The organism is Halomarina pelagica (genome assembly GCF_024228315.1).
In the GTDB taxonomy this organism is placed as follows: domain Archaea; phylum Halobacteriota; class Halobacteria; order Halobacteriales; family Haloarculaceae; genus Halomarina; species Halomarina pelagica.
The window spans coordinates 3,326,901-3,351,169 of record NZ_CP100454.1; the positions used below are offsets into that span (position 1 = coordinate 3,326,901).

The window sequence follows — 24,269 nt, forward strand, 5'->3', positions numbered from 1 at the left end:
GTATGAAGGCTGAACCGATAGCCAGTAGCAATGAGTGAGCAGGCCCCGGAGCGGGGGTCCGTCCACGTCGTCGGAACGGCCCACGTCTCCGCGGACAGCGTCGAGGAAGTCGAACGCGTCATCGAGGAGGAGCGGCCCGACGTGGTGGCCGTCGAACTCGACGAGGGGCGGTACCGCCAACTGCGCGGTGACGGCCCCGAGGACCTCGACGCGAGCGACCTCCTTCGCGGTAACACCGTCTTTCAGTTTCTCGCCTACTGGATGCTCTCCTACGTGCAGGCCCGCCTGGGCGACGAGTTCGACATCAACCCGGGCGCGGACATGCTCGCGGGGATCGACGCGGCGGAGCGACTCGGTATCGACGTCGCGCTCGTCGACCGCGACATCCAGGTGACCATCCAGCGGTTCTGGGCGCGCCTCTCGGCGTTCGAGAAGCTGAAGCTCGTCGGCGGACTCGCGCTCAACGTCACCGACGGGCGGAGCCTCGGCCTGGCGACGGGGCTGTTCCTCGGCGCGTCGATCGCCGTCGTCGCCGAGGCGGTCGCCGGGCCGTTTCTCGTCCCGCCGGTCGCCCCCGGGGTGCTGGTGGCCGTCGCCGACACCGCGGTCGTCGCGCTGGCGGTCGGCGCGGCGCTGGGCGCGGTCCTCGCCCTCGCGTTCGGCGTCCTCGACGAGGAACCCGAGGACGTAGAGGAGTTCGACATGTCAGACCTCACGAACACCGACGTGGTGAGCGCGATGATGGAGGAGTTCCGCCGGTTCTCCCCCGGGGGTGCGGAGGCGCTGATCGACGAGCGCGACGCCTTCATCGCCCACCGCCTGGTCGCGCTCCGCGAGGGGGGACGCGACGTGGTCGCCGTCGTCGGCGCGGGCCACCGCGAGGGGATCGAGCGCTACCTCGCCCGCCCCGAGACGCTGCCGCCGATGGACTCGCTGGTCGGGACGCAGTCGGGACGGCGCGTCTCGCTCGCCAAGGTCGTCGGTTACCTGTTCACCCTCGGCTTCCTCGCGTTCTTCGTCCTGCTGGCGATGGCGGGGGTGCGAAACAGTTTCCTGCTCGAACTGTTCGCCGCGTGGTTCCTCGTCAACGGCGTATTCACGTTCGCCCTGGCGAAGGTCGCCGGGGCGCACTGGACGAGCGCGCTCGTCGGCGGTGCCGTCGCGTGGCTCACGAGCATCAACCCGCTGCTCGCGCCGGGGTGGTTCGCGGGGTACGTCGAACTGCGCTACACGGACGTGAACGTCGCCGACATCGCCACGCTCAACGAGATCCTGAGCGACGAGGAGAGCCCCGTCCGCGACCTCCTCGCCCGGATGCGCGAGGTGCCGCTGTTCCGCCTCATCCTCGTCGTCGCGCTGACGAACGTCGGCAGCTTCGTCGGCTCGATGGTCTTCCTGTGGGTGTTCGTCCCGGTCCTGTTCAGCGGGCAGGGGATCACCAGCGCGGGCGAGATCGTCGGGCTCCTGCTCGAGGGGGTCAGAAACAGCGTCGACCTGCTCCTCGGGGTGGCGGTCTGATGCGCTTCTCGACCCGCGAGGTGGTCGACCTCGGCGCGGCGTGGGTTGCCCTCGGGATCGCCTTCACCCTCTTTCTCGACCGGGGACTCGCGTTCTCGCTGGTGTGGGGCGACCTGGCGCTCTCGGCGGTGCTCGACACGCTCGCCGTCAGCATGGTCACCGTCGGCGTCGGCTTCCTCCTGCACGAACTCGCGCACAAGGTGGTCGCGGTGCGCTTCGGCCAGCTCGCGGAGTTCCGCGCCGACTACGGGATGCTCGCGCTCGCCATCGGCGCGGCCCTCGCCGGGTTCCTCTTCGCCGCGCCCGGCGCGGTCTACCACGGCGGGCGGCCCATCACCGAGCGACAGGTCGGCCTCATCGCGCTGGCCGGCCCGGCGACCAACGTCGTGCTGGCCGGCGTGTTCGCGCCGCTTCTGGCCGTCGCCCCGCTCGGGACGGTGGGACAGCTGGGCGTCACGATCAACCTCATCCTCGCCGGATTCAACATGCTCCCCTTCGGCCCGCTCGACGGTCGGAAGGTCCTCGGCTGGAGCAAGGTGGTGTTCGCCGTCTCGTTCGTGATCTGCGCGGGGCTGGCGGCGCTCTCGCTGGCGTTCGTCGGGACGGGGTTCTGAGAGGGGGGACCGCGGCGTCCCCGGCCGAGCGCTCTCGATCAGGTCGCGTCACCCCGGGTCGCCGATCGCCCGGGAGCGCGACCGCGTCCCGGATGGAAACCAGTGTGAAGGGGTGAGTTCGGACGTGAGCCCCCGGAACCGCCCACCTCGCGAACCGGCGTCGCAGGGGCCGGAGGGGAAGATACTTATCGACACAGGATACGTAACTGACAGGTATGACCACCGAACTGCGGGAGACGGCGTTCGACGGCGCGGTCGTCGCGGCGAGCGCCCTACTGTTCGTCTCGTACGTATTGGGACTGTTCTCCTCGTACGCCCTGCCGTTGGCCGGCGGCGTGCTCGTCCTGGCGGTGGCCGCCCTCGCCCCGCGCGGCGCGCGGTGGCTCCTCGGCTTCGGGGCGACCCTCGGCGTCTTCCTCGCCGGGTGGGTGGTCCCCCGCCTCGTCTTCGAGCATCCGGGCGTCCGCGTCCCCCCGGGAGTCGAACCGTACCTCGCCGCGGCGCTGAGCGGCGTCGTCCTGTTCGCTCTGTTTCTCGCCTTCTACGTCGTCCCGTTCGCCCCGTCGTCCCGTCCCGCCTGACGCCATCCGGTGGGCTTTTGTCCGCCCCTCGCGCGCTCTCGCGCATGAACGAGGACGGCGCTCGCGACGGCGGTGAGGACGCCGAACGGGGGGCGAACGACGAGGAGCGGATGACCTACTCGGGGGCGGGCGTGGACATCGCGGACAGCGAGGCGGCGACGGCGGCGCTCGTCGGCGCAGTCGGCGAGTTCGAGGGCGACTACGCGGGCCTCCTCGACATCGGCGACCGCTACCTCGCGCTCGCCACGGACGGCGTCGGGACGAAGCTGCTCGTCGCCGAGGCGCTTGGCGACTTCACCACCATCGGCGTCGACTGCATCGCGATGAACGTCAACGACCTCGTCGCGGCGGGCGTCGAGCCCGTGGCGTTCGTGGACTACCTCGCGGTCGACGCGCCGGACGACGACGTGGCCGAGCAGGTGGGTCGGGGGCTCGCGGCGGGCGCGGCCGAGGCGGGTATCGCGCTCGTCGGCGGCGAGACGGCCGTGATGCCCGACGTGATCAGGGGACTCGACCTCGCGGGGACCTGCGCCGGCCTCGCGCCGAAGGACGCGATCTTCCCGGGCGAGGCCGAGGTCGGCGACGCGCTCGTGGGGTTCCCGGCGAGCGGCGTCCACTCGAACGGCCTCACGCTGGCGCGGAAGGCCGCCACGAGGAACCACGAGTACACCGACCCGTTCCCGCTCGACGAGTCCCGCACGGTGGGGGAGGTCCTGCTCGAACCGACGCGCATCTACGCCGACCTGCTCGCGCCGCTGCGCGAGCGCGACGCGCGCGCCGCCGCCCACGTCACCGGCGGCGGCTGGACGAACCTCCTGCGGATGGGCGCGCGCCGCTACGTCGTGGACGACCCCTTCGATCCGAACCCGGTCTTCGAGTTCGTCCGACGCGAGGGGAACGTGGCCGACGAGGAGATGTACCGGACGTTCAACATGGGCACCGGCTTCGTGGCGGCGTGCGCGCCGGCCGACGCCGAGGCGGTCGTCGAAGCGACGGACGACGGTCGCGTCGTCGGTCGCGTCGAGGCGGCGGGCGGGCAGGCGGGAAGCGAGGCGGGGACGGTCGAGATTCGAGGGCTGACGCTGTCGTAGGGGCCGTCCGACGATCGAACCGCCGGACGGCCGGACGAGGACGACGAGCGCCCGACCTACCGGACGGTCACGACGGGGACGGGCGATCTTCGAGTGACCTCCTCCGCCACGCTCCCGAGGAGGGCCTTCTTCAGGGTCGAGCGACCGTGCGTGCCGACGACGACCATGTCTGCGTCGTGGTCAGCGGCGTACCGCACGATCATCTCGTGGACGCGGCCGACGGCGACGGCCGTTCGGATCGTCGCCCCCTCGCGCTCGGCGATCGCCTCCGCCTGCTCGAACAGTTCGGCCGCGCGTTCGCGCTCCTCGTCGAGCCAGTCCTCCCACTCGTGGGGGTCGTCGCCCCACCCTTTCATGGCGGTCGGGTCGCGCTCCCGGTCGACCACGTAGAGGGCGACGACGTCGTCGTCCGGGAACTCGCTCGCGGCGAACGCCAGTCCGCGTTCCGCGAGCAGCGATCCGTCGTAGGCGACGAGCACCCGTCGGGTCATGGTCCACGCTACGCGGGCCGGGGACAAAGGTGACACTCAACGTACATCACGCGATGGAACTCTCTCGCGGAGGAAGGAGGAAGCGAGAGCGAGAACGGGACGCCGCTACAGGACCTCGTCGAAGTCCTTGTGGCCCTGGATCTCGACGCCCTCGTCGGTCACCTCGGCGAGGAAGACGCCGTTACCGGAGCCGGTGTCGCGCTCGACGGCGGCCTTGACGGCGCTGGCGGCGACCTCCTTGGCCTCGTCGTTGGTCATGCCGTCGCGGTACTCGCGTTCGAGCGTCCCGTAGGCGACCGTCAGGCCCGAGCCGGTGACGGTGTAGTCGTCCTCCATGACGCCGCCGGCGGGGTCGATGGAGTAGACGTGGTGGCCCTCGTCGTCGACGCCGCCGAGGATGGGGTTGATGGCGAAGAACGGACCGCCGCGGGCGAAGTTGCCCGCGAGCGTCGAGAGCGCCTGCATGCTCATCGGCTCGCCGCGACGGGACTCGTAGAGGTTCACCTCGGCCCGGAGCGAGCGGATGAACGACTGCGCGCCGCCGACGCTCCCGACGAGCGTGAGCGCGGCCGTCGGGTGGATCTGCTCGACCTTCTGGACGTTCTTGTTCGAGACGAACCGCCCGCCCAGCGAGGCGCGCATGTCCGTCGCGATGACGACGCCGTCCGTGGTCGTGATGCCGATGGTGGTCGTTCCGGTCTGGTTCACCTTCTCCAGGTCCTTCTCCGAGACGTCCGGCAACTGGCCGACTTCCGGTTCGTAGATGGGAACCTCGTAGTCGCGCCGGTCGTACTCGAGCGAGGACTGATCGTGGCGGTACATTACCACGGACTATCCGTCCTGCGCTGATAAAAGCACCCCTTCGCTCACTCGGCCGGCGACTCCGCGAACTCCCGCGACCGCTCGTAGGCGTCCCCCAGTCGCGCGATCGCGCGGTGGACCGGGAGGAACGGGAGGCCCACGCGACGCGCGACCATCGCCAGGGGGAGCATGAGGATGCCCGTGAGGAGGGCGGCCTGATACAGGGCGAACAGGGTTACGGACCGAAGCCGTTCGAACACCATTTCGTATCAGTCCTCAGCCACAGAAGCACACATAAACGTTGCGGACCATCGAGTGCCACGACACGTCCACACACGGCCGCCACGTATAGCGATTCAACCGTACTTGATCGGGGAGCAACCGCGTCGATCTACGGGTCCCCGTTTCGCGTAACTGGCAGTTTAGCGATCGGCAATATCCGCATACGTTATGGCGAAATTCGACGTGACGTGCGCGCCGGGCGGCGCGCGGACGGAAAACACAAAGACCGATAACGCGGAGGGCGAGGTGGGCGTATGACGAACTATCTGGTGGCGATGGAGGCGGCGTGGCTCGTCCGCGACGTCGAGGCCATCGACGACGCGATCGGCGTCGCCGTGAGCGAGGCGGGAAAGCGACTGAACCGGAAGGACATGGACTACGTCGAGGTCGAGGTCGGCGGGACGCCCTGTCCGGCCTGCGGCGAGGCCTTCGACTCGGCGTTCATCGCCGCCGACACAGCCCTCGTCGGCCTCCTGCTGGAGATGAAGGTGTTCAACGCCGAGGGCGAACAGCACGCCCAGCGCATCGCCAAGAGCGAGGTCGGCGGCGCGCTCCGCGACGTCCCGCTCAAGGTGATCGAGACGTTCGAGCTACAGGACGACGAGGAACAGTAGGCGTCGTACCCCGCCTCGCACCCTGGGTGGCTCCGTTCTCCACCGTCGGTAGAAACAAGTATGAGCAGTAGTTATTTCGACCATGGAACTCCCCACCCCGCAGGACCTCCGCGAACGCCGGACGGAGTTGGAGTTGACGCAGAGCGAACTGGCCGACCGGGCGGGGGTCTCACAGCCGCTCATCGCCCGGATCGAGGGAAACGACGTCGACCCGCGCCTCTCGACGCTCCGGCGCATCGTGAACGCCCTCGACGAGGCCGAGGGCGACATCCTCCGCGCCGACGACATCATGCACGGCCCGGTCGCCGCCATCGCGCCCGACGACAGCGTCCGCGGGGCGGTCGAGGTGATGAGCGACGAGGGCTACTCCCAGCTTCCGGTCGTCCACGACGGGTACCCCGTCGGCATCATCAGCAACAGCGACGTCCGTCGGGTGGGCGACGACGAGGGGCTCGGCGACCTCCCGGTCGCCGACGTGATGCGCGAGTCCATCACCACGGTCACCCCCGACGCGACGCTCGACGAGATCGACAACCACCTCGACCACCACGACGCCGTCATCGTGATCGAGGGCGGGCGGATGACCGGCATCATCACCGAGGCGGACGTGGCGGTCCACCTGCAGTGACGACGCGGACCTCGGACCGCCGCCCTCCTCTCGGGTGACTCGGAGTCCATCCCCCCTCGTTCACCGCCTCTGTTCTGTCGAGAAATCTCATTCGTAGCTTCTGTAAAAAGTATTACACCCTCCGAACCGAATTGTCGTGACAACCCGTGCCATCTGGGGGACGACCATGTCAAACGCTACCGGGGAACTTACTGTCGCGTGTTACGTCCGGCCGACGCAGCTCCTGGAACCGATCGACGCGCACGTCGAGACGCTGAAACGGTGCGAGCGCGAGGGGCACGTCGACGCGCTGTTGGTGCGGGCGTGGCCCGACGAGGTCAGCCTCTCGGGATCGGTGACGTCCGACGAGACGCTCGCGACCTTCCGGCGGTTCAGTCGGTGGGCGGAGCGCGAGGGCGTCAGCGTCTGCCCGCCGTTCGAACGACTGACCCTGATCTCTGAGATAACGGACGAACGCCGCGAGGTGCTGCGGACGCCGCTCATGTGTCTCGCGGTCTACGTCGACGACCGCCTCGGCGCGGTCTTCCCGCACACCGACGGCGAGCGAACCCACGGCGTCACCGAGGCGACCGCGACGCTGCGCGCCGGCGACCTCCCGCCGCGGGTCGCCGACGTGGTCCCGTCGGAACCCGACGCGGTCGGGACGTGTCCCGGCTGTACCCGGGAGGTCGTCTCGGGACAGGGCGTCTTCGCCTGCCCCGACTGCCGCTGGACGGCGACGGTCGCGCCCGGGGGACGCTATCGGGACGCGCTCGAACTCCGAACCGCGCCGGCGATGCGGGTGGACCGGCCGCTCGATTGACGCGGTCGTCCGGCTTTTTGTCCCGTCGCTCCGTACGCCCTCCATGACCGTCCGCCACCGAGGACTCGCGATCGACTGGTTCGGCTACGCCACGGTCCGCATCGAGACGCCCGAGGGGTTCGTCGCCTACCTCGACCCCGGTCGCTACGGCGTGCTGACCGGCGAGTGGGAACCGGACACGCCCGGCGTCGGCCACCCGCCGGCGCGGGACTACGCGCCCCGCGACGGCGACCTCGTCTGTGTCACCCACGACCACCACTACGACTCCGACGCCGTCCGGCGCGTCGCGGGCGAGGACGCCACCCTCGTCGTCTACGAGGCCGTGGACGCGGCGAACGTCTCGCGGGACGTCGAACCCGTCGAGGGGCTTCCCTACCACGTCGAGCGCGTCGGCTACGGCGACGAGGTCGCCTTCGACGGCGTCGAGGTGCGCGCGATCCCCGCGTACAACGAACCCGACGGCCCGCACACCCGCGAGGGGGGCGAGCCGTACCACCCCGAGGGATTCGGCTGCGGCTTCGTCCTCGAGATCGGCGGCGCGACCGCCCTCTGGCCCGGCGACTCGGACGTCCTCCCGGATCAGGAGGCCGTCGACGCGACGCTCCTCCTCCCGCCGATCGGCGGGTCGTTCACCATGGACCGCGAGGGCGCGGCCGACCTGGCCGAGACGATCGCCCCGGAACTCGTCCTCCCGATCCATTACAACACGTTCGCGGCGCTCGAAGCGGACTCCGGGGCGTTCGCGGCGGACGTGGCCGGGCGCGGGATCCCGGTCGTCCTCGACGAGCGGTGACGCCGGCGCGCCGGGCGCGCGGCGCTACTCCCGACCGGTCGTCGGTCGCCGCGGGTCGTCCCCGCGGGTTGTCACCGCCGATCGTCGTCCATCGCCGTCGCTCCCGTCACTCGTCGTCGGCCTCCGCCGTCGCCCACTCCATCGCGCGGTCGATCGCGGCCTCGACCCCCTCGAACGTCCCGAGGTCGGTCCACTCGTCGGTCGCGTCGTCGTAGAGCCAGACGGCGTAGGGCTCTCCCTTGTATCGCTGGTCCTCGACGTAGAGTTCCCGCGATCCCTCCTCCTCCAGCCAGATGCACACCTGCTTGCCGCCCTCCAGGTCGCGGCGGCGGGTCCAGCCGTTCATTCCCATGTCTACAGTGTGGAGGGCGAGCCGGAAAACCGTGATTCACGGCCGCGAGAGTCTCCCGACGACCGACCCGCCGATCAGACGACGTCCATCTCAGAGAGCCGTTCGGGGAGGTAGGTGTCGGTGACGAAGTCGAGCCCGCGGGAGGCCAGCGCCTGCTGTTCCGCCTTCTTCCCGATGTCGAGCTGGAGTTCGATCTGCTCGGTCCAGTACTCCGACTGGAAGCGGGGGTCCTCGAGTTCCGACTGGAGGGCGTTCACGTCCGAGTCGCTGAGGGGGTCCGTCGGGAGGTCGTAACTGACGATGTCGGACGGCTGGATGCCGACGAACTGCGCCTGGGGGGTGGCGAGGCGCTCCGAGAGGTGCGCGGACTTGATCGACCCGTAGGCCACCGAGCCGTAGATGCGGTAGGACCACGGGTCGCCGTCGGTGAACACCACCACGGGCAGGTCGAGTTCGTCGCGCAGTCGCTTGGTGATGCGTCGGGTCGCGCGGGCGGGCTGGCCCTTCAGGTGGACGATGATGACGTTGTAGTCCGTGTCGAAGCCGTTCTCGACCAGCCGATCGCGCATCCCGCCGGTCTCGACGCACAGCACGAAGTCGGCGTCGTGATCGAGGAACTCGATGGTGTCGGGGTTGTTCGGGATCTGGTAGCCCCCCTCGCCGACGTCCTCCTGGCAGTGGATCTCGCGCTCGCCGCGGCGGGTCTGCTCGCGGAGGAAGAGCGGTCCCATCAGGGTCGCGCCGGACTCCTCCGGGCGCATGTTGAAGTCCTCGCGGGTGACGTGCGAGACGATCTCCAGGTCCTCGACGAGCTGGTTCGACTCGTCCTGGTCGCTGAACTGCGCGGCGTCTGCGTCCCACGACTCGCTCAGGTAGTACAGCTCACGCAGGGTCGAGGAGCGTCCCTCCTCGAGCTGGTTCGAGAGGAAGTCGATGACGTAGACGGCCTTCAGGAGCTTCTGCGCGCCGCCGACGGAGTTCGCCGAGCGCGTGGAGTGGCGGTCGCCGTAGACCCACACGCCCTGCTCCTCGTCGTACTCGATGTTCGACTTCGTGCGCGTCGGGATGCGCATCTCGGGGACCTCGCCCGCCGCGAACTGGTCGTAGAACGCCGCGGCGAGGTCGATCAGTCGTTCGCGCGCTTCGTCGTTCTTCGGGTTGGGTGTATCTGTGCTCATGGGTTACGCGTTGATGGTGAGTTTCGTCTGCTCGACGCCCTCGACGGTGATGTCGAACGACGCCTCTCCGTCCACGTCGTACTCGATGACTGCCCGCTCGCCGCTCGGGACGGTCGGACTCCACTTGACGAACCACTCGCCGTCCATCTCGACGACGGTGGCGTCCTCGAGGTCGCCCGGGTCGGCGCTGACGATGTCGGTCACGTCGAGTCGCTCGTTCGTATCGGAGAAGTTGTGCACGACCACGCGCACGCGGCCGTCCTCGACCCGACGCTCGACGAGGACGTTGTTCATGATCCGCGCCAGCGAGTCCTCGATCGCGAGCGGTTCGCGTTCGGTGACGGCCGAGAGCTTCTCGGCCATCCGCGGGAGGATCTCCGCGATGACGTCCTGCTTGCGGCGGCGGCGCTCCATCGACCGGCGCTTGTTCAGGTAGCGCTTGAGGTCGCGGGCGGCCTCGCGGAGGGCGAGTTCGATCTCGTCCTCGATGGCCGGGACGCTCGCCACGGCGTCCTTCGACTCGCTCGTGAAGGGCACGTTCGTCGAGGCGACGTGGACCATCAGGACGGCCGGGCCGTTCGGCATGCCGCTCCCCCCGGGCTGGTCGAGGCCGTAGTTGCGCCAGTTGATCCGCTTCACGACGCCCGTGATGGCGCAGGCACCCTGCTGGTAGACGAGCGGGACGCGGTTGGCGAAGCGCAACACCTTCGTCCGCCCGTCGGCCGGGATATCGCCGCCGTAGGCGATGCCCGCCTCGACGATGAACGGGTCGCCGCTGTGGACCTCCGCGTCGCGGGTCGCCGCCGCGTAGAAGTCGGCGTCGAACTCCTTGCGCAGGCCCTCCTCCAGCAGTCCCGCGGTGATCGGCGCGAGGCAGTCGGTCGGCGGCGCGAGGATGTCGGTGGCGCGCATCGCCTCCAGGAGGTCGCTCGCGGCGTCGCGATCGTCCGCCACCTGGCTCACCTTCGGCACCTCGTCGGGGACGGTCCGACAGACCCCCCAGATCGCCTCGACGACGTTCTCGCGGGCCGTCTCGCCGAAGCTCACGTCCTCGCGCTCCCTGGCGCGGTCGGCGGCGCGGTCGACCCGCGCCGCGAGCGTCGCGCGGGTGACGCGGTCGCGCGCGTCCTCGTCGGTGGCGAACGTCGTCGCGATGCGCCGCGCGAGGGCGGAGACGGCCGCGTCGTCCTTCCGGCTGGTCGTGACCTCGTCGACGAGGCGGTGGAGGTCGGCCTCGCGGTCGGCGGTAATCGCCTCCCACGCGGCCTCGACCGCCCGCTCCCGGACGGTGTCGCCGAAGGTGGTCCCCGTCTCCTCGGCGGCGCGATCGGCGGCGTTCCCCACGACGGCGACGAGTTCGTGGTGGGAGAGACGCGTGCGCTCGGTCACGACGTCGGCGATCGCCCCGGCGAACGCCTCGGTCGCCTCCGCGCCCTTGCCGTTGACGGCCTCGGCGACGGCGGCCTCGACGTCCGGTTCCTCGTGGGCCTCCGGCGGCCGCCAGCTCATCTCGCGGCCGAAGTGCTGGTCGCGGAAGCTCTCGAGCAGGCTGTCTGCCGTCTTCTGGCCGACGCGCGTGAACTCCGACTGGAAGAACCCCGACAGCGAGTAGGAGTCGGTCCGCCCGAGCATCTTGATGAGGGTCCCGAGTTCGACGCCGTGAGGGTGGGGGCGGATCTCCTCGGTCCGGGCGGGGAGCTGGTCGGTCGCGCGCTCGAACTTCAGGTGCTCGCTCGGCTCGCGGAACTCGATGCGGGCGTGGGGGTTGACGATCGCCGTGTTCTCGACGTAGTCGTGGAGCTGCCCCCGGGCGCGCATGTTCGCCTCCATCTCCAGTTCGATGCGCGTCCCGTGGGGGCGCTCCCAGGAGGTCGTGGATTCGACTGCGATCTCCGGTTCGTTCTCGTCCGTGTCGATGATCAGCTCGAAGTACTGCGCCTCCGCGTCGCCCTGCGTTCGGGAGGTGATCTTCGCAGGCTTGCCGCTCGTCAGCTGCGAGTAGAGCACCGCGGCCGAGATTCCGATGCCCTGTTGTCCGCGGTTCTGCTCGCGTACGTGGAACCGCGAGCCGTACAGCAGTTTCCCGAACACCTTGGGGATCTGTTCGCGGGTGATGCCGGGACCGTTGTCCTCGATGACGAGCCGGTAGTAGTCGCCGGCCTCCGCGATCTCGACGTAGATGTCGGGGAGGATGTCTGCCTCCTCCGTGGCGTCGAGGGCGTTGTCGACGGCCTCCTTGACGGCGGTGACGAGCGCACGCGCCCCGCTGTCGAAGCCGAGCATGTGCTTGTTCTTCTCGAAGAACTCGGCGATGGAGATGGCTCGCTGGCCCTTCGCCAGTTCCTCGGCGACGTTACCGCCGCCACCGAGTTCCGACTGGTATGACGTCATTCCTGTTCCCTCTTTGTGAAGCCCAGCTTAAAACCTCCGCGCAAGCGAGGTGAAAGTGGTTCGTCGGCGCGCGAAAACCGTGACACGTGATGGCAGTATAGCGTCACTGCGCCCGCGCGCGTGCGAGGGTTTTATGAGGAGCAACTTCTAAGGACTGCCAAGAAGTTCATGTCTCACGAATCAGACTATAGCGCGGGTCAAATCCAGGTCCTCGAGGGGCTCGAGGCCGTTCGGAAACGGCCCGCCATGTACATCGGCTCGACGGACACTCGCGGGCTCCACCATCTCGTCTACGAGGTCGTCGACAACGCCATCGACGAGGCGCTGGCCGGCTACTGCGACACCATCGAGGTCACCATCCACGAGGACGACTCGGTGACGGTGACCGACGACGGGCGCGGCATCCCAGTCGACACGCACAGCGAGTACGACCTCCCCGCGCTCGAGGTCATCATGACCGTGCTCCACGCGGGCGGGAAGTTCGACAACAAGTCCTACCAGGTCTCCGGCGGCCTCCACGGCGTCGGCGTGAGCGTGGTGAACGCCCTCTCGAAGTGGCTCGAGGTCGAGGTACGCCGCGACGGGGCGGTCTGGACGGACCGCTTCGACCACGGCGAACCCGAGCCGGACGCCTTCCAGCGCGTCCGCGACATGGCCCCCGACGAGGAGACGGGCACGACCGTCCGCTTCTGGCCGGACGACGCCATCTTCGAGACGACCGACTTCACCTACACGACGCTCGAGTCCCGGCTCCGGGAACTCGCCTTTCTCAACCCGGGCGTCGAGATCACGCTCCGCGACGAGCGCTCCGGCGAGGAGGCGACGTTCAAGTACGACGGCGGGATCCGCGAGTTCGTCGCGTACCTCAACGAGACGCGCTCGGCCCTCCACGACGACGTGGTCTACTTCGCCACGGAGCAGGAGGGGATCCAGGTCGAGGTCGCCATGCAGGCGACCGACGGCGTGCAGAGTTCGATCCACGCCTTCGCCAACAACATCAACACGCGCGAGGGCGGCACCCACCTCACCGGGTTCAAGACGGCGCTGACGCGCGTGATCAACGACTACGCCGGGAAGAACGGCCTCGCGGACGACGTGGACGGCAACCTCAAGGGCGAGGACATCCGCGAGGGCCTCACCGCCGTCATCTCCGTCAAGCACCCCGACCCGCAGTTCGAGGGGCAGACGAAGACGAAACTCGGCAACAGCGAGGTCCGCGGCATCGTCGAGAGCGCCATGCACGAGGAGCTACGGACGTACCTGGAGGAGCACCCGCGGACGGCCGAGACCATCATCTCGAAGGCGGTGGAGGCGGCGAAGGCCCGGATGGCGGCGAAGAAGGCGGAGGAACTCACCCGGCGAAAGAGCGCCCTCTCCTCGACCTCGCTGCCCGGCAAGCTGGCCGACTGCCAGACGCGCGACCCCGAGCGGGCGGAACTGTTCGTGGTGGAGGGCGACTCCGCTGGGGGGTCGGCCAAACAGGCACGAAACCCCGAGTTCCAGGCGATCCTCCCGCTGTTCGGCAAGATTCTCAACGCCGAGAAGCACCGCCTCGACCGCGTGCTGGAGAACGAGAAGATCCGGAACCTCATCACCGCGATCGGGACGGGGATCGGCGAGGAGTTCGATATCGAGGACGCCCGGTATCACAAGATCATCATCATGAGCGACGCGGACGTGGACGGCGCGCACATCCGCACGCTGTATCTCACCTTCCTCTACCGGCACATGCAGCCGCTGCTCGACGCGGGCTACGTCTACGCGGCCCAGCCGCCGCTCTACCGCATCCGGTACAGGGGCGAGACGTACGACGTGATGACCGAGGAGGAGCGCGAGCGCGTCGTCAGGGAGGTCTGCGGCGGGAGTCCGGACCAGGTCCAGCGGTTCAAGGGCCTCGGCGAGATGAACCCGAAGCAGCTCTGGGAGACGACGATGGACCCCGAGAACCGCATCTTGAAGCAGATCACCATCGAGGACGCGGCCGCGGCCGACCGCATGTTCTCCGTGCTGATGGGGGACGCGGTCGAACCGCGCCGCGAGTTCATCAAGGAGCACTCCACGGACGCAGAGTGGGTAGACATCTGACGGGACGAGACACGACAATGGACGCGATTACCACCGAGACAGAGACAGGTATGGGACGGATCGAAGCGACGCCGGGGGTGCGCCGATGAGCGCCGACCTCCCGGGCGAGGAGCCGCCGGCCGCGGATCGGGTGAGCGCCGTCCGCGTCGAGGAGGAGATGGAGCAGTCGTACATCGACTACGCGATGAGCGTCATCGTCGGTCGCGCGCTGCCCGACGCTCGCGACGGGCTGAAACCCGTCCAGCGGCGCATCCTCTACGCGATGCACGAGGAGGGGATCTCCTCGAACGCGGGCCACCGCAAGGCCTCGAACATCGTCGGGGACACGATGGGGAGCTACCACCCCCACGGCGACCAGTCGATCTACGACGCGCTCGCCCGCATGGCCCAGGAGTTCTCGCTCCGCTACCCGCTCGTCGACGGCCAGGGGAACTTCGGGAGCGTCGACGGCGACCCGCCGGCCGCCATGCGCTACACGGAGGCGCGGATGGCACCCCTCGCGGAGGAGATGCTCCGCGACATCGAGAAGGACACCGTCGACTTCGAGTCGAACTACGACGACCGCCTGCAGGAGCCGGTGGTCCTCCCGGCGGCGGTGCCGAACCTCCTGCTCAACGGCGCGTCGGGGATCGCCGTCGGGATGTCCACGAACATCCCGCCGCACAACCTCGGCGAGGTGATCGACGGCGTCGTCCACCTCATCGACAACCCCGACTGCACGGTGAGCGACCTCATGGAGTTCGTGCAGGGGCCGGACTTCCCGACGGGGGCGAATATCGTCGGCCGACAAGGCATCTACGACGCCTATCAGACCGGCCGCGGGAAGCTCCGCGTGCGCGCCGAACTGGAGGTCGACGAGGAGGAGGGCCGGATCGTCGTCACGGAACTCCCCTACCAGGAGAACAAGGCCCGGCGCATCGAGCGCATCGCGAACGACGTCAACAGCGGCCGCATCGAGGGTATCAGCGACCTGCGGGACGAGTCCGACCGCGAGGGGATCCGCGTCGTGATCGAGCTGAAGCGCGGCGCGAACGCCGACGTGGTGAGAAACCAGCTGCTCGAACACCACCTCGAACGGACGTTCGGCGTCATCTCGTTGGCGCTGGTCGACGGCCAGCCCCGTGTGCTGAACCTGAAGCAGTTGCTGGAGGAGTACCTGAAGCACCGTCGGGAGGTCGTCCGCCGGCGCAGCGAGCACCTGCTCGCGGAGGCTGAGGACCGCGCGCACATCCTCGAGGGTCGCCTGAAGGCCCTCGAACACGTCGACGAGGTGGTCGGCCTGGTGCGAAACGCGGAGGACCGCGACGGCGCGAAGGCCGCCCTGCGCGAGGCGTTCGAGTTCTCGAAGGCGCAGGCGGAGCACATCGTCCGGATGCAGCTCGGGAGCCTCACCTCGATGGAGGCGGCCGAGTTGCGCGAGGAGTACGAGGATGTCACTGCCGAGATCGAGCGCCTCGAGACCATCCTCGGCGACGAGTCCGAACTGCTCGGCGTCATCGAGGAGGAACTGCTCGAGGTGAAGGCGAAGTACGACGACGACCGGCGCACCGCGATCGTCGAGGACACCGGGAGCGTCACCGACGAGGACCTCATCCCCGAGGAGGAGATGGTCGTCGTGCTCACCGAGGACGACTACGTGAAGCGGATGCCCCTCTCCTCGTTCGACCCGCAGCACCGCGGCGGGAAGGGCATCATCGGCACCCGGCTGAAGGACGGCGACCGGGTGAGCACCGTCTTCCAGGCGAGCACGCACGACTACCTCCTCTGTTTCACCAGCGCGGGGCAGGTCTACCAGCTGAAGACCTACGAACTGCCCGAGATGGGTCGCACCGCCCGCGGTCGGTCGGCGGTCAACGTCCTCTCGCTCGACCGCGACGAGCGGGTGACGGCCATCGTCAACACCGACGACTTCGACGAGGACGAGTTCCTCACGATGGTCACCCGCGGCGGCTACATCAAGCGGACGCCGGTCGGCGAGTTCGACAACATCCTCTCGACGGGCATCCGCGCCGTCTCGCTCGAGGCGGGCGACGAACTCGTCGACGTGGCGGTCACCGACGGCGAGTCCGACGTGATCGTCGGCACGGAGGGCGGGATGGTCATCCGCTTCGACGAGACGGAGGCGCGGGCGATGGGCCGCACCGCGCGCGGCGTCAACGCCATCAAACTGACCGACCGGAACGTCGGGAGCGAGAACCTCGCCGACCGACGCGACTGGGAGGGCGACGCCGTCGTCGGCCTCGTCTGCGCGACGGAGGCCGACGACCGCGACCTGCTGACGGTGACCTGGCACGGGTACGGCAAGCGCACGCCGCTCTCGGCGTACCGCAGGCAGTCCCGGTACGGCAAGGGGCTCATCGACATCAAGACGAACGCGCGGAACGGCCACGTCGTCGCGCTGAAGACCGTGAGCGAGGACGACGACCTCGTCATCATGAGCGAGGGCGGGCAGATCATGCGGACGCACGCCCGAGAGGTGTCCGAGCAGGGCCGGAACACGATGGGGGTGCGGGTGATGCGCCTCGACGACCGCGACTGGGTCGCGAGCGTCGACGTGTTCGACGCATCGACCCGCGCCGACGCCTCCGAGTGAGTGGGGGCCGCTGACGCCCGGGAGAGGCGAGCGTCGAAATCGCCCCGCGGCGTTACGTTCATGGCCCCCGACGGCCAACCACACGATAGATGAGGCGAGATTACTTCACCCTCGACGTCGACCCCGGCTCCGAGGAGGGCGCGAAGCCGGTGGTCGACATCGAGTTCATCGGTCCCGAGGGACAGTTCGAGGACCGTCTGATCGACGAGTCGGGCGCGACGCTCGGTTCGAAGCAGATCGACGTCTCCTATCGGCTCCGGGAGTCGGAGATGGTCCCCGAAGCGATCGGCGTCTTCGCCATGACAAATCGCATCACCGGCGACTACGTCTTCGAGGTGAACGTCGACGGCGGGACGGTCCTCGATCTCGTGCACGCCGCCCGCGAGTACGGGAAGGCGGCAGACATCGACGACGGCCGGTATCAGATCGCGATCTCGACCGGCGACCGACAGCTCGTCAGCTACGACAAGTCGACGTTCCTCGTCTACGACCTCGACGGCGAACTCCTCCGCCAGCACAGCCTCATCCCCAGCGGCGTCGAACTCTGAGAGCGCCTGCGCCTTTTTCGCGGGAGTTCCCTCTCCTCCCCGGGGCCGCTCGCCTCCCCGTTGCGGCCGGAGGAAGACGGTACCTGATAAGTACCTCCCGTGCGGCCGTACGTCCATGGAACTGTTCGGAACCGCGGGGATCCGCGGCGACGTCCGCGATCGGGTGACCCCCGAACTCGCGCTCGCGGTGGGGCGCGCGGTCGGCCGGGAGGCGGACGAACTCGTCGTCGGGCGCGACGGCCGCGAGACGGGGGCCGCGCTGGCCGCCGCGGTCGAGGCCGGAGCCGAGAGCGCCGGGGCGACGGTCCGCCGGGCGGGGCGGGTGCCGACCCCGGCGCTCGCGTTCGCCGCGCGGGGCCGCCACGGCGTGCAGGTGACCGCGAGCCACAACCCGCCGACGGACAACGGACTGAAGCTGTTCGTCGACGGCGAGGAGTACGACGGCGAGGGGGAGGCGCGCATCGAGGCGCGCGTCGGGGCGAGCGACGGTCCCGTCCCGTGGGACGAGTGGGGCGACGGCGGGAGCGTCGCCCCCCTGCCGGACTACCGCGAGGCGGTCGTCGCGTACGCCCGCGAGCGCGGCCCCGCGCTCGACGGTCTGACGATCGTCGTCGACTGTGGAAACGGGATGGCCGCGCTCGCGACACCGCAGGTGCTCCGCGCGCTCGGGGCGCACGTCGTCGCGCTCAACGCGAACGTCGACGGTCACTTCCCGGGCCGGCCGAGCAAGCCGACGCCGGAGACGCTGACCGACCTCCGGCGGTTCGTCGCCGACCGCCCGGCCCCGGTCCTCGGCCTCGCCCACGACGGGGACGCGGACCGCATCGTCGTCGTCGGGCGCGACGGCGAGGTGGTCCACGAGGACACCGTCCTCGCGATCCTCGCCGAGCACTACGTCCGCGCGAGCGACGCGGCCGACCCGGTCGTCGTCACGACGCCGAACGCCTCCGGACGGATCGACGAGCGCGTCGCCGACGCGGGCGGCCGCACCGAGCGGGTGAAACTCGGCGCGCTCCACGAGGGCATCGCGGCCGCGCGCGCCGCGGGCGGCGACGTCGTCTTCGCGGGCGAACCGTGGAAGCACGTCCACACCGCGTTCGGCCCGTGGATCGACGGCGTCGCGAGCGCCGCGGTGCTATCGACGCTCGTCGCCGACGCGGCGGCGGCCGACCTGACGGGGGGGCTCGCCGCGCTCCGCGACCCCGTCACCGAGCGGCCGTACCGGAAGGTGAGCGTCCGGTGCCCCGACGAGCGCAAGGCGGGCGCGATGCGGCTGCTGGAGGCGCGCCTGCCGACGGCGTTCCCCGAGGCGGCCGTCGAGACGGAGTACGGCGTTCGCCTCGACTTCGGCGGCGCGTGGACGCTCGTCCGCCCGAGCGGCACCGAACCCTACGTCCGGGTCTACGCCGAGAGCGAGGACGTGGACGCGCTCGTCGATCGGGTCGTCGACGCCGTCGAGGGGGCCGTCGCCGACGCCGGGTGAGTCGACGACGCGCCGGACCCGCGTCGTCGGAATGAATTCATACACCTATCTCGGAAATAATGACGCGTGTGACGACGCGGCAGGGCGAACGGTGAAACGATGTACTTATTCGGGATCCGTCACGGTTTCTTGGTAGGTGTCTATAGCCATGGAGAGGCGTGATTTCCTCAAGGGTGCGGGTATCGTTACGGCGGCCGGTCTCGCCGGCTGTACCGGCGGGCCGACCGAGGGCGGCTCCGGAGACGGCGACGGCGGCGGAAACGGGAGCGGCAACGGTTCCAACGGGACCGGCGGCGGCTCCGCGGAGGCCGCGGCGCAGATCGCGATGGTGTACGCGACCGGCGGTCTCGGCGACGGGTCGTTCAACGACCAGGCCCAGCAGGGCGTCATCGAGGCGAAGAAGAAGCTGAACGTCGCGTACGAGGAGGGCGAACCGAGCAGCGAGTCGGACTTCTCGACGTTCCAGCGGCAGTACGCCCAGTCGACGAGCCCCGACTTCGACCTCGTCTGCTGCATCGGCTACCTCCAGACGGACGCGCTGAAGAACACCGCGCCGGAGTTCCCCGACCAGAAGTTCATGATCGTCGACAGCGTGGTCGACGCGAAGAACGTCGCGAGCTACGTCTTCAAGGAGCAGGACGGCTCGTACCTCGCGGGGCAACTCGCCGGTCTCCTCACCACGACGGACTTCTCGGCGGGCGCGGGGAAGACGAACGGCGACGCGAAGGTCGGCTTCGTCGGCGGCGTCGAGGGGTCGCTCATCGGTCGCTTCGAGGCCGGGTACGAGGCGGGCGTGAAGGCGGCCAACCCCGACGTCGAGGTGCTCTCGAACTACGTCGGCAGCTTCAACGACCCCACCGGCGGCAAGGAGACCGCCCTCTCCCAGTACAACCAGGGCGCGGACATCATCTACCACGCCTCCGGCAACACCGGGACGGGGGTCTTCCAGGCCGCCCAGGAGCAGGGGCGGTTCGCCATCGGCGTCGACCGCGACCAGTCGGTCACGAAGGAGAACTTCGCCGACGTCATCCTGGCGAGCATGGTCAAGCGCGTCGACACGGCCGTCTTCACCTCGATCGAGGCCGTCGTGAACGGCGAGTTCGAGGGCGGGCAGACGACGACGCTCGGCCTGAAGGACGACGGGGTCGAACTCGTCTACGGACAGCAACTCGGGGGGTCCATCTCGGGCGAGGTCAAGTCCCGGATCCAGACCGCCCAGGAGAAGATCATCGACGGGACGATCACGGTCCCAACCGACCCCTCGAAGGTCTAACGACGATCCGATGCGACATCGAACCCACACCCCCGTACGATGACGACCGCCGTCCACCTCGACGGGATCACGAAGCGGTTCCCCGGCGTCGTCGCCAACGACGCCGTCGACCTCTCCGTCGAGCGCGGTACGGTCCACGCGCTCCTCGGGGAGAACGGAGCGGGCAAGACCACGCTGATGAACGTCCTCTACGGCCTCTACCGACCGGACGAGGGCCGAGTGATCGTCGACGGCGAGCCGCGAACGTTCGACTCCCCCCGTGACGCCATCGACGCCGGCGTCGGGATGATCCACCAGCACTTCATGCTCGTCGATCCGATGACCGTCGCCGAGAACGTCACCCTCGGGAACGAACCCCGCAAGTGGTTCGGGCTGACCGTCGACCGCGAGCGGGCCGCCCGCGAGGTCGCCGACCTCGGCGAGCGCTACGGCTTCGACGTGGACCCCGACGCGCGCGTCGAGGCGGTGAGCGTCGGCGTCCAGCAGCGCGTCGAGATCCTGAAGGCGCTGTACCGCGGCGCGGACGTGCTCATCCTCGACGAACCCACCGCCGTGCTCACGCCCCAGGAGGTCGAGGACCTCTTTTCGGTCTTCGAGGAACTCACCGAGCAGGGGAAGACGATCGTCTTCATCACCCACAAGCTCGGGGAGGCGATGCACGCCGCCGACGAGATCACCGTCCTCAGGGACGGCCGGAACGTCGGCACGGTCGCCGCCGAGGAGACGGATCGCGAATCGCTCGCGAAGCTGATGGTGGGCCGGGAGGTGCTCCTCGACGTGGAGAAGCGCCCCCGCGCCCCCGGGGAGACGGTTCTGACCGTCGACGGCGTCTCGGTCGCCGACGACCGCGGCGTGCCGGCCGTCGCCGACGCGTCGTTCCGCGTCCGCGAGGGCGAGGTGTTCGGCGTCGCCGGCGTGGACGGCAACGGCCAGTCCGAGCTGGTGGAGACGATCACCGGCCTGCGCCGCCCCGACGCGGGGCGCATCCTCCTCGGCGACGAGGACGTCACCGACGCGTCCCGACGCGAGCGCATCGAGGGGCGGATGGCCTACATCCCGGAGGACCGCCAGGAGCGCGGGCTCGTGATGGAGTTCGACCTCGTGGAGAACGGCCTGCTGGGTAACCAGCACCGAGAGCCGTACGCCCGCGGCGGACGCATCGACTGGGAGCGGACCCGTGCGCACGCGGAGGCGGTCATCGAGACGTACGACGTCCGCCCGCCGAACCCCGACGCGAACGCGGGGGCGCTCTCGGGCGGCAACCAGCAGAAGTTCATCGTCGGGCGGGAGTTCGCCCGCGATCCGCGGCTCGTGATCGCCACACATCCGACCCGCGGCGTGGACATCGGCTCGACCGAGTTCATCCACGAGCGACTGCTCGCGCTGCGCGAGGAGGGGGTCGCGGTCCTGCTGGTCTCCTCGCAACTGGAGGAGGTACAGGGCCTCTCCGACCGCCTCGCGGTGATGCACGCCGGCGAGATCATGGACGTGGTCGATCCCGACACGGTCACCGAGGAGGAGATCGGCCTGCTGATGGCGGGCGAGCGCCCCGACGCGGGCGAGACGGTCCGCCTGGACGACGGAGCGGGCGCGGGCGAATCCTCGTCCGTCGGCGCTGACGAGGCGGACGAGGCGGAGGGTGCGAACGAGGCGGACGGGACGAGCGAGACGGACGGGGCGGGTCACGAGGCGACGGCGGGCGGAGGTGAGGGCCGGTGAGCGCGCGCGACCGCGTCGAGGCGGCCCTCGAACGACTCGTGCGGGCCTCTGCGACCGAACGGTTCCTCATCAGCGCCGCGGCGCTCCTGCTCTCGATGCTCGTCGGCACCGTCATCGTCCTCGCGGCGGGACGGATGACCACCTGCGCGCCCGGGACGGGCGTGCACTACTTCGGCGTCGGGTTCTGTTACGACCCCGCGCGGGTGTACGACCGCCTGTTCCTCGGGGCGCTCGGCAACCCCATCAACCCCTACTTCGACCCGCTACACGGGCAGTTCGCGCCGCCGATCCAGCGCGGGTGGAGCCCGCTCAATCCGAAGGTCGCGCGGACGCTCGCCGAGACGACGATCCTCGTGTTCACGGGGCTCTCGGTCGCGGTGGCGTTCCGCGCCGGCATCTTCAACATCGGGACGCAGGGGCAACTGATCGCCGGCGGTCTCGCCTCCGTCCTCGCGATGCTCGCCGTCGCGCCCGCCCTGTCGGGGCTGGTCGGCGGTGCCGCCGGGACGTTCGTCGCGACGACGCTGATCCTCCTGGTCGGTCTCCTCGTCGGGGCGCTGTTCGGCGGCCTCTACGGGGCGATCCCGGGGATCCTGAAGGCGTACGCCGACGCGAACGAGGTCATCACGACGATCATGCTGAACTTCGTCGCGTCGCTGCTGGCGCTCTACCTCGTCGGGAACCACTTCAAGGACCCCGAGGCACTGGCGACGAAGACGCGCGACCTCCCCGCGTTCGCCGGGTTCGCGGACACGCTGTTCGGCTACTCGCGGTTCTCGATCTTCGCGCTGCTCGTCGCGCTCGCGCTGGTCGGCGGGATCTACTACCTGCTCGGCCACACCGCGTACGGGTTCGACCTGCGGACGAGCGGCATCCAGCCGGAGGCGGCTGAGTACGGCGGCGTGGACGCCAAACGCACGATCGTCTCCAGCATGACCCTCTCGGGGGCGCTCGGCGGCGTGGGCGGCATGGTCTACGCCGTCATGTTCTTCGGGTACTTCCAGACGCCGATCCCCGCCTACGGGTTCGACGGCATCACCGTCTCCATCCTCGCGGGGAACAACCCGCTCGGCGTGATCCCGGCGGCGTTCCTGTTCGGCCTCCTCAAGAGCGGGACGCTCGCCATCCAGCTCGACACGGCGCTCGACGTGCCGGTCGAACTCGTCGGCATCCTCCGCGGGCTGATCATCCTGTTCGTGGCGATGCCGGAGTTCTTCCGAATCGTCGGCCAGCGGGTCGTCGATCTCGACCCGGCGAGGCCGGTCGCGACGGACGGCGGCGACCGCGACGGAGGTGCGTCCGATGAGTAACGAGACCGTCGCTTCGACCGGGTGGCGGGGGATCTCGCGAGCGCACATCGCCGGCGGCGGCGGCCTCCTGCTGGCGCTGTTTGCGATCGTCGGCCTCCTGTTTCCGACGTCGTGGGCCGGCGTCCTGCTCGACATCGTCACCCGGACGTCGACGCTGGCGTCGACGCTCCGGCTCGCCGTCCCCATCGCGCTCGCGGCGGTCGGCGGCATCTTCGCCGAGAAGAGCGGCGTCATCAACATCGGCCTGGAGGGATTGCTCATCGTCTCGGCGTTCACGGCCATCTACGGGGTCGACGTGACCGGGAGCGTCTGGCTCGGTTTCCTCCTCGGCGTCGCCGCGAGCGTCCTGCTCGCGGCGGTGTTCGCGGTCGTCTGCATCGAGTTCCGCGCCGATCAGATCATCGCGGGGCTCGCCATCTGGCTCGTCGCGCTCGGCCTCGCACCGTTCCTCTCGCAGGTGATCTACGACCAGATCAACACCGCACAGGTGGCGACGTTCACGTCGCTCCCGCGGCTGATCGACTCGCTCGGCGTCCCGGCGGTGCCGGAACTGCTCCGCGCGCTGGGCGGGATCCCGTTCTTCGGCGCGCTGTTCACCGCCTCGCCGACGGTGTATCTCATGTTCCTCTCGGTCGCCGTCGGCTGGTACGTGCTCAACCGCACGCCGTTCGGCCGGTGGGTGCGCGCGAGCGGCGAGAACCCGAAGGCGCTCGACACGGTGGGCGTGAGCGTCCACCGGGTTCGCTACGCCGCGGTGCTCCTCTCGGGGGTGTTCGCCGGGATGGGCGGGGCGAGCCTCGCGCTCAGCCTCGGCCAGTTCACCGGCGGCGGCCAGACGATGGTCAACGGCAAGGGATTCATCGCCATCGTCGCCTACCTGTTCGGCAACTACAACCCCGTCGGCGCGCTGCTCTCGACGATGCTGTTCGCGGGGCTCGAGGCCGTCCAGATCCGCCTGCAGTCGGGGGGGTTCGGCGTCCCCAACCCGCTCGTCCGACTCATCCCCTACGTGTCGGTCATCGTCGTGCTCGCGCTGGTCGGCCGCACGAAGATCCCCGCCGCGGCGGGCGAGCACTACGAGTCCGGCGAGGACTGACCGCGGACGAGCGGGCGGCGTGCACA

Annotated in this window: 22 protein-coding genes; 16 read left to right on the forward strand and 6 right to left on the reverse strand. The window is 69.4% G+C overall.

All coding sequences use genetic code 11. The features are described 5' to 3' along the window. Positions 1-30 precede the first annotated feature (30 nt). The 4 genes from NKI68_RS17420 (at position 31) to purM (ending at position 3,804) form a co-directional block, all read left to right on the forward strand. Entirely contained in the window at positions 31-1,518 is a 1,488-nt protein-coding gene (locus tag NKI68_RS17420; protein WP_254544395.1) for a TraB/GumN family protein, read from the forward strand. Further along, entirely contained in the window at positions 1,518-2,132 is a 615-nt protein-coding gene (locus tag NKI68_RS17425) for a zinc metalloprotease (protein ID WP_254544396.1), read from the forward strand. Before NKI68_RS17420 ends, NKI68_RS17425 begins: the two co-directional genes overlap by 1 nt. Before the next feature lie 215 nt (positions 2,133-2,347). Continuing rightward, a complete protein-coding gene (locus NKI68_RS17430; RefSeq protein WP_254544397.1) occupies positions 2,348-2,713 on the forward strand; it encodes a hypothetical protein in 366 nt (121 codons plus the stop codon). Positions 2,714-2,757: 44 nt separating this feature from the next. Then, positions 2,758-3,804, forward strand: a complete 1,047-nt coding sequence (gene purM / locus NKI68_RS17435) for a phosphoribosylformylglycinamidine cyclo-ligase (RefSeq protein WP_254544398.1) — start codon at positions 2,758-2,760, stop codon at positions 3,802-3,804. 56 nt (positions 3,805-3,860) lie between these two features. Here purM and NKI68_RS17440 read toward each other — a convergent pair whose 3' ends face one another. From NKI68_RS17440 to NKI68_RS17450, 3 genes are all read right to left on the reverse strand, one after another. Beyond that, positions 3,861-4,295 (reverse strand): universal stress protein, encoded by a 435-nt coding sequence (locus NKI68_RS17440; RefSeq protein ID WP_254544399.1) that lies wholly within the window; start codon positions 4,293-4,295, stop codon positions 3,861-3,863. Between the two features lie 105 nt (positions 4,296-4,400). Continuing rightward, positions 4,401-5,117 (reverse strand): archaeal proteasome endopeptidase complex subunit beta, encoded by a 717-nt coding sequence (gene psmB, locus NKI68_RS17445; protein WP_254544400.1) that lies wholly within the window; start codon positions 5,115-5,117, stop codon positions 4,401-4,403. Positions 5,118-5,161: 44 nt separating this feature from the next. Continuing rightward, positions 5,162-5,359 carry a hypothetical protein gene (locus tag NKI68_RS17450; RefSeq protein WP_254544401.1) on the reverse strand — a complete coding sequence of 66 codons (198 nt, stop codon included), beginning with the start codon at positions 5,357-5,359 and terminating at the stop codon, positions 5,162-5,164. A 273-nt stretch (positions 5,360-5,632) separates the two neighbouring features. Between NKI68_RS17450 and NKI68_RS17455 the strand changes: the two genes are divergently transcribed. The 4 genes from NKI68_RS17455 to NKI68_RS17470 all read left to right on the forward strand — a co-directional run bounded on the left by NKI68_RS17455 (position 5,633) and on the right by NKI68_RS17470 (position 8,215). Continuing rightward, positions 5,633-5,992: a DUF555 domain-containing protein gene (locus tag NKI68_RS17455; protein WP_254544402.1), complete on the forward strand. Its 360-nt coding sequence runs from the start codon at positions 5,633-5,635 to the stop codon at positions 5,990-5,992. 82 nt (positions 5,993-6,074) lie between these two features. After that, positions 6,075-6,620, forward strand: coding sequence for a CBS domain-containing protein (locus NKI68_RS17460; protein WP_254544403.1), 546 nt, complete (start codon positions 6,075-6,077; stop codon positions 6,618-6,620). Between the two features lie 166 nt (positions 6,621-6,786). Further along, complete coding sequence (locus NKI68_RS17465) at positions 6,787-7,422, forward strand: HTH domain-containing protein (RefSeq protein ID WP_254544404.1); 636 nt, start codon at positions 6,787-6,789, stop codon at positions 7,420-7,422. A gap of 43 nt (positions 7,423-7,465) precedes the next feature. After that, the gene (locus NKI68_RS17470) at positions 7,466-8,215 is read left to right on the forward strand and encodes an MBL fold metallo-hydrolase (RefSeq protein ID WP_254544405.1); all 750 of its coding nucleotides are present in this window, start codon (positions 7,466-7,468) and stop codon (positions 8,213-8,215) included. A 106-nt stretch (positions 8,216-8,321) separates the two neighbouring features. On the opposite strand, the gene NKI68_RS17475 is transcribed toward NKI68_RS17470, so the two are convergent. From NKI68_RS17475 to NKI68_RS17485, 3 genes are all read right to left on the reverse strand, one after another. Further along, positions 8,322-8,567, reverse strand: a complete 246-nt coding sequence (locus NKI68_RS17475; protein WP_254544406.1) for a hypothetical protein — start codon at positions 8,565-8,567, stop codon at positions 8,322-8,324. 74 nt (positions 8,568-8,641) lie between these two features. Then, entirely contained in the window at positions 8,642-9,745 is a 1,104-nt protein-coding gene (locus tag NKI68_RS17480; RefSeq protein ID WP_254544407.1) for a DNA topoisomerase IV subunit A, read from the reverse strand. A gap of 3 nt (positions 9,746-9,748) precedes the next feature. After that, positions 9,749-12,136: a DNA topoisomerase VI subunit B gene (locus NKI68_RS17485; RefSeq protein WP_254544408.1), complete on the reverse strand. Its 2,388-nt coding sequence runs from the start codon at positions 12,134-12,136 to the stop codon at positions 9,749-9,751. A 168-nt stretch (positions 12,137-12,304) separates the two neighbouring features. Here NKI68_RS17485 and gyrB point away from each other — a divergent pair, with 168 nt between their 5' ends. From gyrB to NKI68_RS17525, 8 genes are all read left to right on the forward strand, one after another. Continuing rightward, entirely contained in the window at positions 12,305-14,221 is a 1,917-nt protein-coding gene (gene gyrB / locus NKI68_RS17490; RefSeq protein WP_254544409.1) for a DNA topoisomerase (ATP-hydrolyzing) subunit B, read from the forward strand. Between the two features lie 85 nt (positions 14,222-14,306). Further along, complete coding sequence (gyrA, locus tag NKI68_RS17495; RefSeq protein ID WP_254544410.1) at positions 14,307-16,814, forward strand: DNA gyrase subunit A; 2,508 nt, start codon at positions 14,307-14,309, stop codon at positions 16,812-16,814. A gap of 89 nt (positions 16,815-16,903) precedes the next feature. Continuing rightward, a complete protein-coding gene (locus NKI68_RS17500) occupies positions 16,904-17,362 on the forward strand; it encodes a DUF5793 family protein (protein ID WP_254544411.1) in 459 nt (152 codons plus the stop codon). A 115-nt stretch (positions 17,363-17,477) separates the two neighbouring features. Further along, a complete protein-coding gene (locus NKI68_RS17505; RefSeq protein ID WP_254544412.1) occupies positions 17,478-18,845 on the forward strand; it encodes a phosphohexomutase domain-containing protein in 1,368 nt (455 codons plus the stop codon). A 148-nt stretch (positions 18,846-18,993) separates the two neighbouring features. After that, a complete protein-coding gene (locus NKI68_RS17510) occupies positions 18,994-20,118 on the forward strand; it encodes a BMP family ABC transporter substrate-binding protein (protein ID WP_254544413.1) in 1,125 nt (374 codons plus the stop codon). Positions 20,119-20,157: 39 nt separating this feature from the next. Beyond that, positions 20,158-21,837, forward strand: coding sequence for an ABC transporter ATP-binding protein (locus tag NKI68_RS17515; protein WP_303657479.1), 1,680 nt, complete (start codon positions 20,158-20,160; stop codon positions 21,835-21,837). After that, positions 21,834-23,147 carry an ABC transporter permease gene (locus NKI68_RS17520; RefSeq protein ID WP_254544414.1) on the forward strand — a complete coding sequence of 438 codons (1,314 nt, stop codon included), beginning with the start codon at positions 21,834-21,836 and terminating at the stop codon, positions 23,145-23,147. The genes NKI68_RS17515 and NKI68_RS17520 overlap by 4 nt, the downstream gene beginning before the upstream one ends. Next, positions 23,140-24,243, forward strand: a complete 1,104-nt coding sequence (locus tag NKI68_RS17525; protein ID WP_254544415.1) for an ABC transporter permease — start codon at positions 23,140-23,142, stop codon at positions 24,241-24,243. Before NKI68_RS17520 ends, NKI68_RS17525 begins: the two co-directional genes overlap by 8 nt. The last annotated feature ends 26 nt before the right edge of the window (positions 24,244-24,269 follow it).

What these genes read in the sequence shown, in the direction of transcription:
- NKI68_RS17420 (WP_254544395.1), top strand. Translation starts at nt 31, where the DNA reads ATGAGTGAGCAGGCCCCGGAGCGGGGGTCCGTCCACGTCGTCGGAACG.
- NKI68_RS17425 (WP_254544396.1), top strand. Translation starts at nt 1,518, where the DNA reads ATGCGCTTCTCGACCCGCGAGGTGGTCGACCTCGGCGCGGCGTGGGTT.
- NKI68_RS17430 (WP_254544397.1), top strand. Translation starts at nt 2,348, where the DNA reads ATGACCACCGAACTGCGGGAGACGGCGTTCGACGGCGCGGTCGTCGCG.
- purM (WP_254544398.1), top strand. Translation starts at nt 2,758, where the DNA reads ATGAACGAGGACGGCGCTCGCGACGGCGGTGAGGACGCCGAACGGGGG.
- NKI68_RS17440 (WP_254544399.1), bottom strand. Translation starts at nt 4,295, where the DNA reads ATGACCCGACGGGTGCTCGTCGCCTACGACGGATCGCTGCTCGCGGAA.
- psmB (WP_254544400.1), bottom strand. Translation starts at nt 5,117, where the DNA reads ATGTACCGCCACGATCAGTCCTCGCTCGAGTACGACCGGCGCGACTAC.
- NKI68_RS17450 (WP_254544401.1), bottom strand. Translation starts at nt 5,359, where the DNA reads ATGGTGTTCGAACGGCTTCGGTCCGTAACCCTGTTCGCCCTGTATCAG.
- NKI68_RS17455 (WP_254544402.1), top strand. Translation starts at nt 5,633, where the DNA reads ATGACGAACTATCTGGTGGCGATGGAGGCGGCGTGGCTCGTCCGCGAC.
- NKI68_RS17460 (WP_254544403.1), top strand. Translation starts at nt 6,075, where the DNA reads ATGGAACTCCCCACCCCGCAGGACCTCCGCGAACGCCGGACGGAGTTG.
- NKI68_RS17465 (WP_254544404.1), top strand. Translation starts at nt 6,787, where the DNA reads ATGTCAAACGCTACCGGGGAACTTACTGTCGCGTGTTACGTCCGGCCG.
- NKI68_RS17470 (WP_254544405.1), top strand. Translation starts at nt 7,466, where the DNA reads ATGACCGTCCGCCACCGAGGACTCGCGATCGACTGGTTCGGCTACGCC.
- NKI68_RS17475 (WP_254544406.1), bottom strand. Translation starts at nt 8,567, where the DNA reads ATGGGAATGAACGGCTGGACCCGCCGCCGCGACCTGGAGGGCGGCAAG.
- NKI68_RS17480 (WP_254544407.1), bottom strand. Translation starts at nt 9,745, where the DNA reads ATGAGCACAGATACACCCAACCCGAAGAACGACGAAGCGCGCGAACGA.
- NKI68_RS17485 (WP_254544408.1), bottom strand. Translation starts at nt 12,136, where the DNA reads ATGACGTCATACCAGTCGGAACTCGGTGGCGGCGGTAACGTCGCCGAG.
- gyrB (WP_254544409.1), top strand. Translation starts at nt 12,305, where the DNA reads ATGTCTCACGAATCAGACTATAGCGCGGGTCAAATCCAGGTCCTCGAG.
- gyrA (WP_254544410.1), top strand. Translation starts at nt 14,307, where the DNA reads ATGAGCGCCGACCTCCCGGGCGAGGAGCCGCCGGCCGCGGATCGGGTG.
- NKI68_RS17500 (WP_254544411.1), top strand. Translation starts at nt 16,904, where the DNA reads ATGAGGCGAGATTACTTCACCCTCGACGTCGACCCCGGCTCCGAGGAG.
- NKI68_RS17505 (WP_254544412.1), top strand. Translation starts at nt 17,478, where the DNA reads ATGGAACTGTTCGGAACCGCGGGGATCCGCGGCGACGTCCGCGATCGG.
- NKI68_RS17510 (WP_254544413.1), top strand. Translation starts at nt 18,994, where the DNA reads ATGGAGAGGCGTGATTTCCTCAAGGGTGCGGGTATCGTTACGGCGGCC.
- NKI68_RS17515 (WP_303657479.1), top strand. Translation starts at nt 20,158, where the DNA reads ATGACGACCGCCGTCCACCTCGACGGGATCACGAAGCGGTTCCCCGGC.
- NKI68_RS17525 (WP_254544415.1), top strand. Translation starts at nt 23,140, where the DNA reads ATGAGTAACGAGACCGTCGCTTCGACCGGGTGGCGGGGGATCTCGCGA.